General features: G+C 70.1%; 14 protein-coding genes. 8 read left to right on the top strand and 6 right to left on the bottom strand.

What is annotated here, in order from left to right:
* Complete coding sequence (locus tag ACIBK4_RS18470) at positions 1–513, bottom strand: GtrA family protein (RefSeq protein ID WP_398995821.1); 513 nt, start codon at positions 511–513, stop codon at positions 1–3.
* A 163-nt stretch (positions 514–676) separates the two neighbouring features.
* Between ACIBK4_RS18470 and ACIBK4_RS18465 the strand changes: the two genes are divergently transcribed.
* From ACIBK4_RS18465 to ACIBK4_RS18450, 4 genes are all read left to right on the top strand, one after another.
* A complete protein-coding gene (locus tag ACIBK4_RS18465) occupies positions 677–1,816 on the top strand; it encodes a 5-(carboxyamino)imidazole ribonucleotide synthase (protein ID WP_398995820.1) in 1,140 nt (379 codons plus the stop codon).
* Positions 1,813–2,352: a 5-(carboxyamino)imidazole ribonucleotide mutase gene (gene purE, locus ACIBK4_RS18460; RefSeq protein ID WP_398995819.1), complete on the top strand. Its 540-nt coding sequence runs from the start codon at positions 1,813–1,815 to the stop codon at positions 2,350–2,352. Before ACIBK4_RS18465 ends, purE begins: the two co-directional genes overlap by 4 nt.
* 23 nt (positions 2,353–2,375) lie before the next feature.
* The gene (locus tag ACIBK4_RS18455; protein ID WP_398995818.1) at positions 2,376–3,554 is read left to right on the top strand and encodes a dipeptidase; all 1,179 of its coding nucleotides are present in this window, start codon (positions 2,376–2,378) and stop codon (positions 3,552–3,554) included.
* A gap of 142 nt (positions 3,555–3,696) precedes the next feature.
* The gene (locus ACIBK4_RS18450; RefSeq protein WP_033286631.1) at positions 3,697–4,839 is read left to right on the top strand and encodes a dipeptidase; all 1,143 of its coding nucleotides are present in this window, start codon (positions 3,697–3,699) and stop codon (positions 4,837–4,839) included.
* Between the two features lie 11 nt (positions 4,840–4,850).
* On the opposite strand, the gene ACIBK4_RS18445 is transcribed toward ACIBK4_RS18450, so the two are convergent.
* Positions 4,851–5,234 (bottom strand): VOC family protein, encoded by a 384-nt coding sequence (locus ACIBK4_RS18445; protein ID WP_398995817.1) that lies wholly within the window; start codon positions 5,232–5,234, stop codon positions 4,851–4,853.
* Between the two features lie 31 nt (positions 5,235–5,265).
* Positions 5,266–5,631, bottom strand: coding sequence for a VOC family protein (locus tag ACIBK4_RS18440; RefSeq protein WP_398995816.1), 366 nt, complete (start codon positions 5,629–5,631; stop codon positions 5,266–5,268).
* Positions 5,632–5,732: 101 nt separating this feature from the next.
* On the opposite strand from ACIBK4_RS18440, the gene ACIBK4_RS18435 reads away from it, so the two are divergent.
* Complete coding sequence (locus tag ACIBK4_RS18435; protein ID WP_398995815.1) at positions 5,733–6,233, top strand: CGNR zinc finger domain-containing protein; 501 nt, start codon at positions 5,733–5,735, stop codon at positions 6,231–6,233.
* Positions 6,234–6,360: 127 nt separating this feature from the next.
* Here ACIBK4_RS18435 and ACIBK4_RS18430 read toward each other — a convergent pair whose 3' ends face one another.
* Positions 6,361–7,704, bottom strand: a complete 1,344-nt coding sequence (locus ACIBK4_RS18430; protein WP_398995814.1) for a UDP-glucose dehydrogenase family protein — start codon at positions 7,702–7,704, stop codon at positions 6,361–6,363.
* A gap of 178 nt (positions 7,705–7,882) precedes the next feature.
* Here ACIBK4_RS18430 and ACIBK4_RS18425 point away from each other — a divergent pair, with 178 nt between their 5' ends.
* On the top strand, positions 7,883–9,040 hold the full coding sequence (locus ACIBK4_RS18425) for an acyl-CoA dehydrogenase (protein WP_317885619.1): 1,158 nt from the start codon (positions 7,883–7,885) through the stop codon (positions 9,038–9,040).
* Positions 9,041–9,114: 74 nt separating this feature from the next.
* On the opposite strand, the gene ACIBK4_RS18420 is transcribed toward ACIBK4_RS18425, so the two are convergent.
* Complete coding sequence (locus tag ACIBK4_RS18420) at positions 9,115–10,407, bottom strand: LCP family protein (RefSeq protein ID WP_398995812.1); 1,293 nt, start codon at positions 10,405–10,407, stop codon at positions 9,115–9,117.
* Positions 10,408–10,525: 118 nt separating this feature from the next.
* Between ACIBK4_RS18420 and ACIBK4_RS18415 the strand changes: the two genes are divergently transcribed.
* Positions 10,526–11,050, top strand: coding sequence for an acyl-CoA thioesterase (locus tag ACIBK4_RS18415; protein ID WP_390166224.1), 525 nt, complete (start codon positions 10,526–10,528; stop codon positions 11,048–11,050).
* A 58-nt stretch (positions 11,051–11,108) separates the two neighbouring features.
* Here the strand turns inward: ACIBK4_RS18415 and ACIBK4_RS18410 are convergent, their stop codons facing one another.
* Complete coding sequence (locus ACIBK4_RS18410) at positions 11,109–12,566, bottom strand: LCP family protein (protein WP_398995811.1); 1,458 nt, start codon at positions 12,564–12,566, stop codon at positions 11,109–11,111.
* 126 nt (positions 12,567–12,692) lie between these two features.
* Between ACIBK4_RS18410 and ACIBK4_RS18405 the strand changes: the two genes are divergently transcribed.
* Positions 12,693–13,727, top strand: coding sequence for a glycosyltransferase family 2 protein (locus tag ACIBK4_RS18405; RefSeq protein WP_398995810.1), 1,035 nt, complete (start codon positions 12,693–12,695; stop codon positions 13,725–13,727).
* Position 13,728 lies beyond the last annotated feature (1 nt).

The following is a 13,728-nucleotide window of genomic DNA, read 5'->3' as shown; positions in this document are numbered from 1 at the left end:
TCAGCTCACGTGCTGCTTGGGGCGGGGCACCGGCTCCGACTGCGGCGCCGGGAAGGCCTTGGGCTCCCCGGCTTCCTCGTCCTCCACCGGCAGCGCCTTGAACACCCAGCTGCGGTACGACCAGAAGCGGAACAGCGTCGCGATGCCGATGCCGAGCACCTTGAAGACGTTGCGCTGCAGCGAGCTGTCCCAGCCGAAGCCGTAGATCGCGGCGAACAGGATGCCGTTCTCGATCACCAGGCCGACCAGGCTGAACGCCAGGAACAGGCTGAGTTCCTTGGTGCGGGCGCTCTTGTCGCGGTCACGGTAGGTGAAGTACCGGAAGCCGATGTAGTTGCACCCGATGGCGACGATCGTCGCGATCACGTTGGCGCGCACAGCCTGCAGGCTGGTCAGATGCCACAGCAGATTGGAGACCGCGAAGTTCACCACGGTGCCCACCACGCCCACCGCGCCGAACTTGGCGACCTCGCGGGCTAGCCGTTTGAAAGGCCCTTCGGAACCAGGCTCCATGGTTGTGCGGGCCCCTGTCTTCTCGGATTCTCGACCCAGCCATGCTAACCACCGCTTTCCCCCGCCGCCCGCGAAGCCGCTCACAGGTCGGGAAGAGACCCGGAAAAGAACGGTAAGAGGTACGGAAATCAGGCCGCCGTGGCGTGACCGATACCCTGGGGGAGTGACGTTCCCGGTAGTCGGCATGGTCGGCGGGGGGCAGCTCGCTCGTATGACACACGAGGCGGGCATCCCGCTCGGCATCAAATTCAAGCTCCTCAGTGACACCCCTCAGGATTCCGCGGCGCAGGTCGTCGGCGATGTCGTCATCGGCGACTACCGCGACCTCGACACGCTGCGTGACTTCGCGCGGGGCTGCGACGTGATCACCTTCGATCACGAACACGTACCCACCGAGCATCTACGCGCCCTGGAGGCGGACGGCATCCCCGTGCGCCCCGGCCCGGACGCGCTCGTGCACGCCCAGGACAAGGGCGTGATGCGGGCCAAGCTCCTGGAGATCGGCGTGCCGTGCCCGCGGCACCGGCTCGTGAGCGACCCTGCGGATGTCGTCGCGTTCGCCGGGGAAGGGGACGGCTTTCCCGTCGTCCTCAAGACCGTCCGCGGCGGCTACGACGGCAAGGGTGTGTGGGTCGTCGACTCCGCGGAGGAGGCCGCCGACCCGTTCCGCGCCGGCGTCCCCGTGCTCGCCGAGGAGAAGGTCGACTTCGTGCGCGAGCTGGCGGCGAACGTCGTCCGCTCCCCGCACGGGCAGGCCGTCGCCTATCCCGTCGTCGAGTCCCAGCAGGTCAACGGCGTCTGCGACACGGTCATCGCGCCCGCCCCCGACCTGGACGAGGCCCTCGCGCTGCACGCCGAGGAGATGGCCCTGCGCATCGCCAAGGAACTCGGGGTCGTCGGCCATCTCGCCGTCGAGCTGTTCCAGACCCGCGACGGCCGCATCCTCGTCAACGAACTCGCCATGCGCCCGCACAACTCCGGTCACTGGACCCAGGACGGCGCGATCACCAGCCAGTTCGCGAACCACGTCCGCGCGGTCCTCGACCTCCCGCTGGGCGATCCGCGCACCCGGGCCCCCTGGACCGTGATGTGTAACGTTCTCGGCGGCGACTACCCGGACATGTACTCCGCGTACCTGCACTGCATGGCCCGGGACCCCCAGCTGAAGATCCACATGTACGGCAAGGACGTGAAGCCCGGCCGCAAGGTGGGCCACGTCAACACCTACGGCGACGACCTGGACGACGTCCTGGACCGCGCCCGTCACGCAGCCGGCTATCTGAGAGGCACGATCACCGAATGAGCCCCGTCGCAGGACCCGTCGTAGGAATCGTCATGGGGTCGGACTCCGACTGGCCCGTCATGGAGGGCGCCGCGAAGGCCCTCGACGAGTTCGAGATCGCGTACGAGGTCGACGTCGTCTCCGCGCACCGCATGCCCCGCGAGATGATCACGTACGGCGAGCGGGCCGACGGCCGCGGCCTCAAGGTGATCATCGCGGGCGCGGGCGGCGCCGCCCACCTCCCCGGCATGCTCGCCTCGGTGACCCCGCTGCCGGTGATCGGCGTGCCCGTGCCGCTGAAGTACCTGGACGGCATGGACTCGCTGCTGTCCATCGTGCAGATGCCGGCCGGTGTCCCCGTCGCCACCGTCTCGGTCGCCGGCGCGCGCAACGCGGGCCTGCTCGCCGCCCGCATCCTGGCCACGCACGACGACGAACTCCTCGTCCGCATGAGGGAGTTCCAGCAGGAGCTGAACGACCAGGCCACCGAGAAGGGCAAGCGGCTGCGCGCCAAGGTCGAGGGCGCGAGCGGCAGCGGCTTCGGCTTCGGGAAGTGACAGGGATGACGGGGGACACAGGCATGACGTCACTGGACCGAGCCCGGGAGCTGCTCCGCGAGTTCCCGGTCGTCGACGGGCACAACGACCTGCCCTGGGCGCTGCGCAAGCAGGTCACCTACGACCTCGACGCCCGCGACATCGCCGTCCACCAGAACGCCCATCTGCACACCGACATCCCGCGCCTGCGCGAGGGTGGCGTCGCCGCGCAGTACTGGTCGGTGTACGTGCGCTCGGACCTGCCCGACCCGGTGTCGATGACCCTCGAACAGATCGACTGCGTACGGCAGTTGCTCGCCCGCTACCCGCAGGACCTGGCGCCCGCGCTGACCGCCGCGGACATGGAGTCGGCGCGCGCGGAGGGCCGTATCGCCTCCCTTATGGGTGCGGAGGGCGGGCACTCGATCGCCAACTCCCTCGGCACGCTACGGGGGTTGTACGCCCTCGGCGTCCGCTACATGACGCTCACCCACAACGACAACGTGGCGTGGGCGGACTCGGCGACCGACGAACCGGGGGTCGGCGGACTGTCGGCGTTCGGCCGTGAGGTCGTGCGGGAGATGAACCGCGAGGGCATGCTCGTCGACCTCTCGCACGTGGCGGCGACGACGATGCGCGACGCGCTGGACACGTCGACGGCCCCGGTGATCTTCTCCCACTCGTCGTCCCGGGCCGTCTGCGACCACCCGCGCAACATCCCCGACGACGTCCTGGAACGCCTCCCCGGCAACGGCGGCATGGCGATGGTGACGTTCGTACCGAAGTTCGTGCTCCAGGCCGCCGTCGACTGGACGGCCGCGGCCGACGACAACATGCGCGCGCACGGCCTGCACCACCTGGAGACCACCGCCGAGGCGATGAAGGTGCACCACGCCTTCGAGGAACTCAACCCGCGCCCCGTCGCCACGGTCTCCACCGTCGCCGACCACCTCGACCACATGCGCGAGGTCGCCGGCATCGACCACCTCGGCATCGGCGGTGACTACGACGGCACGGCCTTCACCCCCGACGGCCTGAACGACGTCTCCGGCTACCCGAACCTCGTCGCGGAACTCCTCGACCGAGGCTGGTCCACGTCCGACCTGGCCAAGCTCACCTGGAAGAACGCGGTACGGGTGCTGGGCGCGGCGGAGGACGTGGCGCGGGGGATCCGGGCGACGCGGGGGCCGTCGAACGCGACGATCGAGTCGCTGGACGGCTGACCGAGCGGTTCGCATCAGGGCGGGACGGCCTCCGCACGACCGGCCGTTCCGCCCCCGTACCCCGAACGCCCCGCTCACCAGGTAGCCCCCTCGTCCGCGTGCGACGGTGACCGTACTGCCGTAACGACGTACGGAGCCCGCCATGGCCGACCTCCAGGACCAACTGCACGCGACGACCGAGGTCGGCGAGCTCGACGACTTGGTCCACGAGCCCTTTCCCGGTGGGGTCTTCCCGCCGGACACCGAGGAACCGTACGACCCCGTCTCCGACCCGGCCGCCGCCCCGCTGGAGCGCGCGCACGCCATCCTCGCCGCGCATCCGGTCGCGGACGGCTACAGCGGGCTGCCGTGGGCGCTGCGGCATCTGCCGTGGTTCGACCTGGAGCTGGGGGAGAGTTCCGTGGACACCGATGTGCCGCGGCTGCGCGAGGGGCATGTCGGCGCGCTGTTCTGGTCGCTGCACCTGCCCGAGGGGCTGGCCGGGGACCGGGCGGTCGGCGCCACCCTGGAGCAGCTCGACCTGGTCAACACGGTGGTCCGCGCCCACCCCGAGGGCCTGCGCCTCGCGTACACCGCCGGCGAGACCACCGACGTGCGCCACTGCGGCCGTATCGCCGTGCTGCTCGGCCCCGCCGGAGCCGCCGCGCTCGGCGACTCACTCGGCATCCTGCGGTCCCTGCACGCGCTGGGTCTACGGGTCCTCACGCTGTCCGGGGTGTCCTGGGCGAGCGAGGCGGGGCTGACCCGGTTCGGGGAGGAGGTCGTGCGCGAGATGAACCGGCTCGGCGTGCTCGCGGACCTCTCGGGCGCCTCCGACGGCACGATCCGCCGCACGCTGGCGGTCTCGAAGGCGCCGGTGCTGTTCACCCGCTCCGCCGCCCGCACGCTGCGCCCGCACCCGGCGAACCTCTCCGACGAACTCCTCGCCGCGGTCGGCGCCGCGAAGGGCCTGTGCATGGTGCCGCTCACCGCCGAGCAGACCGGGCCGTCCGTCCGGGACGTCGCCGACCATCTCGACCACGTCCACGAGGTCGCGGGCCGCGAGTGCGTCGCCCTGTCCGGCACGTACGACGCCGGTACGGCCCACCCGCAGGACCTCGCCGACGCCTCCTGCTACCCGAACCTCATCGCCGAGCTCCTCCACCGCGGCTGGTCCGAGCCCGACCTCGCCCTGCTCAGCTGGGGCAACGTCCAACGCGCCCTGCGCAGCGCCGACTTCACGGCCCGCGCCGCCCAGCAGCGCCGCGAGCCGTCGACGGCGAAGATCGCCGAGCTGGACGGGTAACACCCCGGGTTCTACGGGTGGTCGATCCGGCAGAGGCAGAAGGGATGCCCTGCCGGATCGGCGTACACCCGGAAGTCCTCCTTGTCCTGCCTGTCCAACTCCCGCGCGCCGAGCGCCAGTACGGCACTCTCCGCCGCCTCGATCTCCTCCCAGGTCGACCCGGCGTCGAAGTCGAGATGGAACTGCTGCGGCCGGTCCGCGCGCGGCCACTCCGGCGGGGTGTAGTCCGCCACCCGCTGGAAGGCGAGCCGCGGACCGTCCGGGATGGTGAGTACGACCCACTCGTCGTCGGCGGCATGGGGCGTGCCGCCGAGGATCCCGGCGTAGAACGCGGCGAGCGCGAGCGGGTCGGGGCAGTCGAGCACGGTGGAACGGAAATGTGCGACGGGGGGCATGGCGATCTCCCTGGTGGCGGTGGCGGTGAGGTCAGCAGGCGCAGAGGCAGAACGGGTGCCCCGCCGGGTCCGCGTACACACGCCACGCGCGCGAGCGGTCCTCGGTGTCCAACGGCGTCGCGCCCAGCGCCAGGACGCCCTTCTCGGCCGCGTCCAGGTCCGTGACGGTGAGGTCGAGATGGAACTGCTGCGAGTCGCCGGCCGCGGGCCACTTCGGCGGTACGTACCCCGGGGCCTCCTGGAACGCGAGCGACCGCCCCGCGGGCAGCTTCAGGTCCACCCAGCGGCCGTCGTCGTCCCCTTCGACGGTGCCGCCCAGGATCCCGGCGTAGAAACCGGCGAGCGCGTGGGGGTCGGGACAGTCCAGGACGACGGCGCCCAGTTCGGCGATGGCCATGACTGACTCCTCCTAGTTACCCATAGATGGCGTCATGCAGTAACGGTTACTGCATGCTCCCGCATTGGAGGTAACGTCGCAAGCATGAAGTGGTCGCAACCATGAGTGAGAGAGTTCCCGCGCCTGGCGGCCTGGCCCTGATCCAGGCCCTGGTGAACACGCTGGACATCGAGGCGGGAGCCGACGCGCTCGACACGGAGGACGGCCGGACCCCCTTCGGACTCACCGCACACCAGGTCCCGCACGCCCGCGAACTCCGCGAGTCCCTGCGCGCCACGCTGCTGGCCCACGCGGGCCACCCCGCGCACCAGGACGTGACCCCGCTCGGTGAACTCCTCGCGCGGGCCCCGCTGGTGATCGAACTCGACGCCCACGACGGCTCCGCCCGCCTCGCCCCCGCCGACGCTGAACCCCTGCTCTCCCGGGTGGCGGCGGCGATCGCCGGGTCACTGGTCGAGGGCACCTGGCCCCGCCTCAAGGCCTGCGAGGCGCCGACCTGCCACTGGGCGTACTACGACCGCAGCCCGGCGGGCCGGGGCCGCTGGTGCTCGATGGCGGTCTGCGGGGCACGCGCGAAGATGCGCCGCTACCGTGCCAAGTAGCCCTGAATGAAGGCGACTTGAACAGTCACGACGCCGAGCACAGCCCAGTGGTGCAGAATGCACCCAGACGCCGGTCCGGCCGACTGAGCCTCGGCCGGACCGGCGTCGCTCGTCTCCGGACGGCTGCCTATGCCGTGGGACGCCCCATCGCGCGGAACGTCCACCCCGCCTTGCGCCACAGCGCCGGGTCGAGCGCGTTACGGCCGTCCAGGACCACCCGGGCGCGTACGGCCTCGCCGAGCATCGCCGGGTCCAGCTCGCGGAACTCCCGCCACTCCGTGAGGTGCAGGACGACATCGGCGCCGCGCACGGCCTCGACGGCGGTGTCGGCGTACCCGAGCGTCGGGAACAGCCGTAGCGCGTTGGGCATGCCCTTCGGGTCGTAGACGGTGACCTGGCCGCCCTGGAGGTGGATCTGGCCGGCGACGTTCAGGGCGGGGGAGTCGCGGACGTCGTCGGAGTCGGGCTTGAAGGTGGCGCCGAGGACGGCGACCCGCTTGCCGAGGAAGGAGCCGCCGCCGAGTGCCTCGCGGGTCATCTCGACCATCTGGCCGCGGCGCCGCATGTTGATGGAGTCGATCTCGCGGAGGAAGGTCAGCGCCTGGTCGGCGCCGAGTTCACCGGCGCGGGCCATGAACGCCCGGATGTCCTTCGGGAGGCAGCCGCCGCCGAAGCCGATGCCGGCCCGCAGGAACTTCTTGCCGATCCGCTCGTCGTGCCCGATCGCCTCCGCCAGCTTCACGACATCGCCGTCGGCGGCCTCGCAGACCTCGGCCATCGCGTTGATGAAGGAGATCTTCGTGGCGAGGAAGGAGTTCGCGGCCGTCTTCACCAGCTCGGCGGTCGGGAAGTCCGTCACGACGAACGGCGACCCGGCCGCGATCGGCGGGGCGTACACCTCGCGCAGCAGCCGCTCGGCCCGCTCGCTGCGGACACCGACCACGATCCGGTCGGGGTGCAGCGTGTCCTGGACGGCGAAGCCCTCGCGCAGGAACTCCGGGTTCCAGGCCAGCTCGGCGTCCTCGCCGGCGGGCGCGTGCTCGGCGAGGTAGGCGGCCAGCCGGTCCGCCGAACCCACCGGCACCGTGGACTTGCCGACGACCAGCGCGGGGCGCGTCAGATGCGGGGCGAGCAGCTCGAAGGCCCGGTCGACGTACGACATGTCGCAGGCGTACTCCCCGTGCTTCTGCGGGGTGTTCGTGCACATGAAGTGGACGTCGCCGAACTCCGCGACCTCGGCCCAGTCCATGGTGAAGCGCAGCCGCCCGGTGGAACCCTCGATCCCGGCGACGTGCTTGCGCAGCAGCCCCTCCAGCCCCGGCTCGAACATCGGGACCTCACCCCGCTGAAGCATCTCGATCTTCTCGGGGACGACGTCCAGACCCAGTACCTCGTAGCCCAGCTCGGCCATGGCCGCGGCGTGCGTGGCGCCGAGATAGCCGGTGCCGATCACGGTGATCTTGAGGGCCATGAGTGCTCCAGAAGGGGTACGGGGGCGATGCGCGCCCGAGCATAACCGGCGCTCTCACCGGGCACCTTTCCCCCTGTCGCCAAGCTCACGTATCCCTCCCGTGGGCGGGCCCCTAAAATTTGGGTTACTTAACGGTAATTAGCACTGTGATCACAGCGTCCTTGGAGCGTGAGAGACCTTGGCCGGATCGGCTGACTTCGACCTGTACCGCCCGTCCGAGGAGCACGACATGCTCCGCGACGCGATCCGTTCACTGGCCGAGGCGAAGATCGCGCCGTACGCCGCAGCGGTGGACGAGGAGTCCCGCTTCCCCCAGGAGGCCCTCGACGCCCTCGTCGCGAACGACCTGCACGCCGTCCACGTCCCCGAGGAGTACGGCGGCACCGGCGCCGACGCGCTGGCCACGGTGATCGTGATCGAAGAGGTGGCACGCGTGTGTGCCTCCTCCTCCCTCATCCCCGCGGTGAACAAGCTGGGCTCGCTCCCGGTCATCCTCTCCGGCTCCGAGGACCTGAAGAAGCGGTACATGACCCCGCTCGCCAAGGGCGACGCGATGTTCTCGTACGCCCTCTCCGAGCCGGACGCCGGCTCCGACGCGGCCGGCATGAAGACGAAGGCCGTCCGCGACGGAGACCACTACATCCTCAACGGCGTGAAGCGCTGGATCACCAACGCGGGCGTGAGCGAGTACTACACGGTGATGGCCGTGACCGACCCCGAGAAGCGCTCCAAGGGCATCAGCGCGTTCGTCGTCGAGAAGTCCGACGAGGGCGTCTCCTTCGGCGCCCCGGAGAAGAAGCTCGGCATCAAGGGCTCCCCGACCCGCGAGGTCTACCTCGACAACGTTCGCATCCCGGCCGACCGCATGATCGGCGCCGAGGGCACGGGCTTCGCCACCGCGATGAAGACCCTGGACCACACCCGCATCACCATCGCGGCCCAGGCCCTCGGCATCGCCCAGGGCGCCCTCGACTACGCCAAGGGCTACGTCAAGGAACGCAAGCAGTTCGGCAAGCCGATCGCCGACTTCCAGGGCATCCAGTTCATGCTCGCCGACATGGCCATGAAGATCGAGGCCGCCCGCGCCCTCACCTACCAGGCCGCGGCGGCCTCGGAACGCGGCGACAAGAACCTCACCTTCCAGGGCGCGGCGGCCAAGTGCTTCGCCTCGGACGTCGCCATGGAGGTCACGGTCGACGCCGTCCAACTCCTCGGCGGCTACGGCTACACCCGCGACTACCCGGTCGAGCGCATGATGCGCGACGCGAAGATCACCCAGATCTACGAAGGCACGAACCAGGTCCAGCGCATCGTGATGGCGCGCAACCTGCCGTAGCCACAAGGGAGTTGACGTGACGAAGGGGCCCTTGTCCAAGGGCCCCTTCGTCGTGCCGTGTGCCGCCGGTCGCGTCAGTTGCCGGAGACCGTGACCTTCTGGTCGTTGTTCAGCTCGTTCACCAGGGTCTTGACCTTCGCCTTGTCCCAGATGAGGTTGCCGCCGGTGGAGCCGGAGATCGGCATGTTCATGGACGTGCCGTCGCCGCCGCTGACGCCCTTCATCGCCCAGAACATGGACGCCAGGTCCCACAGCGACATGTCCTTGTCGACGCTCAGCGAGTCCAGGCCCGCGCCCAGTGTCGGGTAGAGCTTGAAGGGGTTCAGGAGGGTGCCCGGGGTCGCCACCTGGTGGGCCAGGGCCGACAGGAACTTCTGCTGGTTCTTCGTGCGCTGGAGGTCCGACGCGGCGAACGCGTGCCGGGTGCGGACGAAGGCCAGGGCCTCCTCGCCGTTCAGGGTCTGCTTGCCGGCCTTGAAGTCGGCGCCCGAGTACGAGTCCTTGAAGCCCTTGTCGATGTCGATCGTGACCCCGCCGACCGCGTCCACGATGTCCGCGAAGCCGTTGAAGCCGATCTCGACGTAGTGGTCGATGTGCAGGCCCATGTTGTATTCGATGGTGCGGACGAGGAGCGTCGGCCCGTCCGTCGCGTACGTCGCGTTGAGCTTCTCCTGCTTGCCCGTGCCCGGGTACGTCTTGCCGGAGGTGGACCCCACGAACGTCGGGATCGTCACGTTCGAGTCGCGCGGCAGCGAGATCAGGGTGTCGCCGCTGTCGCCCACGTGCAGGATCATCATCGAGTCCGTGCGCTTGCCCTCGGCGGAGCCGGTGTGCAGCTTCTTCTTCTCGGCCGCGGTCAGCCCCTCGCGGCTGTCGGAGCCGACGATCAGATAGTTCGTGCCGTCGCCCGCCTCCGGCCGGTCGATCACCTTCGACAGGTCGACGTCGCGGTTCAGCTTGGAGTCGGCCCAGAAGTAGGTCGCCACGGACGTCACGACCAGCACGGTGACCAGGGTGATCGCGGTCCACTTGATACGACGGCGCCAGTTCGGCGGCCGGCGCGGGCCACGGCCGCCCGGGCCCTCGGGACCGCCGGAGCCGCCACCGCCGTAGACCTGGCCGGTGTTGTAGCCGTCGTACCCGTTGTTGTCGTAGCCGCCCTGGCCGTAGCCGTTCTGGCCCTCGTCATAGCCCTGGCCGCCCGTGTACGACGGCTGCGGCGGGACTCCGGCGCCGTACGGCGGAGCCTGCGGGCCGCGTCGTACCTGGCGCATCACACGTGCGCTTTCCGGCTGTGCGTTCGCGCTACCGCGTCCGTACTGATTGCCGCGGTCGTCGCCGGACCATGCCTCGGGCCAATCGTTCATGGGGCCCAGTGTGCAGGTAGCGGCCATGTCGTTTACAAGGGTCGTAGGAAAATCAGGGCACTGCTGTTGCGAAGCCAACACAAAGTCCGCAGATGTCCCCTCACATAGGGTGGCGTCCATGACAGAACTGCCGGGCAAGCCGACGTCCGCCTCCCGGACCACCCTCAGCCACATCATGACGAACGCCGACACGAACCTGCTGGGGACCGTGCACGGCGGGGTCATCATGAAGCTGGTCGACGACGCGGCGGGCGCCGTCGCCGGGCGGCACAGCGGCGGACCGGCCGTGACCGCGTCGATGGACGAGATGGCGTTCCTGGAACCGGTCCGCGTCGGCGACCTCGTCCATGTGAAGGCACAGGTCAACTGGACCGGCCGGAGCTCCATGGAGGTCGGCGTCCGGGTCCTGGCCGAGCGGTGGAACGAGTCGACCCCGGCCACCCAGGTCGGCTCCGCGTACCTCGTCTTCGCCGCCGTCGACGCCGACGGCAAGCCCCGCGCGGTGCCGCCGGTGATCCCGGAGACGGAGCGCGACGAGCGCCGCTACCAGGAGGCCCAGATCCGCCGCACCCACCGCCTGGCCCGCCGCCGCGCGATCATGGAACTGCGCGAGAAGCGGGCCGCGGAGGGCCTCGACGACTGAGGCCCGTCCGCCGGTGCTGTTACAAAACGCCCCACTTCGTTAAGAAGACCCCGTCTCGCTACGAACACCCCACCTCGTCCCCGGTCACCACCCCGAACTCACCCTGCTGCACATCCGTCGCCCGCACCCGTGTGACCTGCTTGAAGTCACTCCCGGCGATCACCTTCAGCACCGGCCCCTGCCCCTTCACCGCGCGCAACTCGCTCCCGGGCAGCGCCGCCGCGAGCGACTTGGCGGAACGGTCCCAGCGGGGGTCGTAGACCACGACCGTCCGTCGTACGGCGTGGTCGGCGGCGCTCGTCGGCACGTGCGTCGTACGGAAGCCGGTCGCCGCCAGCGCCGCGTCCACGCGCTTGCCGAGACCGCCGGTCGCCGTCCCGTTCTCCACCTGGACCTGGATCTGCTGCGGGGCCACGTCCACCTTCACGGCGTTGGCGCGCGGCGCCTTGTGCACGGCCAGGGGCTTGTCGTCGCGCAGGGCCTGGAAGAGCTTGTCCGCCTTCGCCTGGTCCCATTTCAGCGTGGAGCCGATGCCCTTCACGACGTATCCCATCTGACCGATCGGGACCGTGGTGAACTCGGAGGAGGACGGGGAGAAGTTGCGCATCGCCCGCCCCAGATCGAGCAGTTCGTCCGTGCCGAAGCCCTTGTCCGCGCGGACCGAGCCGAGCACCGCGCGGGTCACGTCGCGGAACTTCAGCGGGTTCAGCAGCACCCCGGAGGAGGTGGCCTGGTCGATCAGCGCCGCCAGGAAACGCTGCTGGCGCTTCATCCGGCCGAGGTCGGAGGCGCCGTCGACGTGCCGCGAGCGGACGTACTGGAGGGCCTGCCCGCCCATCAGGGTGTGCGTGCCGGCGGGCAGGTCGAGACCCGTGTACGAGTCCTTCAGCGGCTCGGCGGTGCAGATCTTCACCCCGCCCAGCACGTCGACCGTCTTCATGAAGCTGGTGAAATCGACCTCCAAGTAGTGGTCGATTTTCACGTGGGTCATGGACTCGACGGTCTGGACGGTGAGGTTCGGGCCGCCCTCCGCGTACGCCGCGTTGATCTTGATGGGGTGCGGGCCGTGGTGCTCGCCGGTGGTCTGGTCGGTGTGCGGGGGCGTCATGGCGTAGGAGTCGCGGGGGAGGCTGACGACGCTGGCGTGCTCCCGGTCCTCCGAGATGTGCACGATCATGATCGTGTCGGTGCAGTGGCAGGGCGCGCCGCCGAGGTGGTACTGGCGCCGCTCCTGCTCGGTGATCTTGTCGCGGCCGTCCGTGCCGACGAGCAGGACGTTCATGCCGTGGCCCGCGCGCGGGCGGTTCTTCATGTCCTTGAAGGGGTCGACGCGGGCGATGTCCGCGTCGAGGCTGGTGACCACCGCGTGCCCGATCCCGGCGGACGCGAGGACGACCACGGAGAGCGTGGTCGCCGCCCGCATGGCCCAGCGCGGCTTCTTCTTCGGTCGTACGGGTGGCCGTGGGCGCCGCTGCGGTGGACGGGCGGCGGGGGAGCGGCGGGGTGGCGTGGGCATGGGGGACACCTCCGCGAGGGCCGTACGTGGGATCTTGAGCACCGTAGGCCGATACGATCTGATACCACCGCAGACGCCCGGGCGGGGCGCGTCCGTGTCCCCCGTTCGCGGTAACGTGAGCCCCCTATGAACGCCATTCCCGACGTGCGACTCCCCGCCGTTTCTGTGATCATGCCCGTCCTCGACGAGGAGCGGCATCTGCGCGGAGCCGTCCAAGCGATCCTCGCGCAGGAGTACGCCGGCGAGATGGAGGTCGTGATCGCCCTCGGTCCCTCGAAGGACCGTACGGACGAGATCGCGGCCGAGCTCGTACGCGAAGACCCGCGTGTGCACACCGTCCCGAATCCGACCGGCCGCACGCCCGCCGCTCTCAACGCCGCGATCAAGGCCTCCCGCCATCCGATCGTCGTCCGCGTCGACGGCCACGGCATCCTCTCGCCGAACTACATCGCCACCGCCGTACGCCTCCTGGAGGAGACCGGCGCGCAGAACGTCGGCGGCATCATGCACGCCGAGGGCGAGAACGCCTGGGAGGACGCGGTCGCCGCCGCGATGACCTCGAAGATCGGCGTGGGCAACGCGGCCTTCCACACGGGAGGGGAGGCGGGCTCCGCCGAGACGGTCTACCTCGGGGTGTTCCGCCGCGAGGCCCTGGAGCAACAGGGCGGCTACAACGAGGAGTTCATCCGCGCCCAGGACTGGGAGCTGAACTTCCGCATCCGCGAGGCCGGCGGCCTGATCTGGTTCTCACCGGAGCTGCGGGTGTCGTACCGCCCCCGCCCGTCGGTGAAGGCGCTGGCCAAGCAGTACAAGGACTACGGGCGTTGGCGGCACGTCGTCGCCCGCTACCACGAGGGCTCGATCAACCTGCGCTACCTCGCCCCGCCGACCGCCGTCTGCGCGATCGCGGCCGGCATCGTGGTGGGCGCGGCCCTGACGCCCTGGGGCTTCCTGGTCCCCGGCGGCTACCTCGCGGCGATCGCGCTCGGCTCGCTCCCGGCAGGCAAGGGCCTGTCCCTCAAGGCCCGCCTCCAGATCCCGGTGGCCCTCGCCACCATGCACATGTCCTGGGGCTACGGCTTCCTCACCAGCCCCAAGTCCCTTGCGCGCAGGGTCATCGCGTCCCGCCGCCCCGCGGTGCTCAGCCCGACCGGCAGCTGAA

It is taken from the genome of Streptomyces sp. NPDC050528 (genome assembly GCF_044457795.1).
In the GTDB taxonomy this organism is placed as follows: Bacteria; Actinomycetota; Actinomycetes; order Streptomycetales; family Streptomycetaceae; genus Streptomyces.
The sequence above is the reverse complement of the archived record's forward strand: the minus strand, read 5'-3'. Positions and strand labels throughout refer to the sequence as shown.

What these genes read in the sequence shown, in the direction of transcription:
- ACIBK4_RS18470 (WP_398995821.1), bottom strand. Translation starts at nt 513, where the DNA reads ATGGAGCCTGGTTCCGAAGGGCCTTTCAAACGGCTAGCCCGCGAGGTC.
- purE (WP_398995819.1), top strand. Translation starts at nt 1,813, where the DNA reads ATGAGCCCCGTCGCAGGACCCGTCGTAGGAATCGTCATGGGGTCGGAC.
- ACIBK4_RS18455 (WP_398995818.1), top strand. Translation starts at nt 2,376, where the DNA reads ATGACGTCACTGGACCGAGCCCGGGAGCTGCTCCGCGAGTTCCCGGTC.
- ACIBK4_RS18450 (WP_033286631.1), top strand. Translation starts at nt 3,697, where the DNA reads ATGGCCGACCTCCAGGACCAACTGCACGCGACGACCGAGGTCGGCGAG.
- ACIBK4_RS18445 (WP_398995817.1), bottom strand. Translation starts at nt 5,234, where the DNA reads ATGCCCCCCGTCGCACATTTCCGTTCCACCGTGCTCGACTGCCCCGAC.
- ACIBK4_RS18440 (WP_398995816.1), bottom strand. Translation starts at nt 5,631, where the DNA reads ATGGCCATCGCCGAACTGGGCGCCGTCGTCCTGGACTGTCCCGACCCC.
- ACIBK4_RS18435 (WP_398995815.1), top strand. Translation starts at nt 5,733, where the DNA reads ATGAGTGAGAGAGTTCCCGCGCCTGGCGGCCTGGCCCTGATCCAGGCC.
- ACIBK4_RS18430 (WP_398995814.1), bottom strand. Translation starts at nt 7,704, where the DNA reads ATGGCCCTCAAGATCACCGTGATCGGCACCGGCTATCTCGGCGCCACG.
- ACIBK4_RS18420 (WP_398995812.1), bottom strand. Translation starts at nt 10,407, where the DNA reads ATGAACGATTGGCCCGAGGCATGGTCCGGCGACGACCGCGGCAATCAG.
- ACIBK4_RS18415 (WP_390166224.1), top strand. Translation starts at nt 10,526, where the DNA reads ATGACAGAACTGCCGGGCAAGCCGACGTCCGCCTCCCGGACCACCCTC.
- ACIBK4_RS18410 (WP_398995811.1), bottom strand. Translation starts at nt 12,566, where the DNA reads ATGCCCACGCCACCCCGCCGCTCCCCCGCCGCCCGTCCACCGCAGCGG.
- ACIBK4_RS18405 (WP_398995810.1), top strand. Translation starts at nt 12,693, where the DNA reads ATGAACGCCATTCCCGACGTGCGACTCCCCGCCGTTTCTGTGATCATG.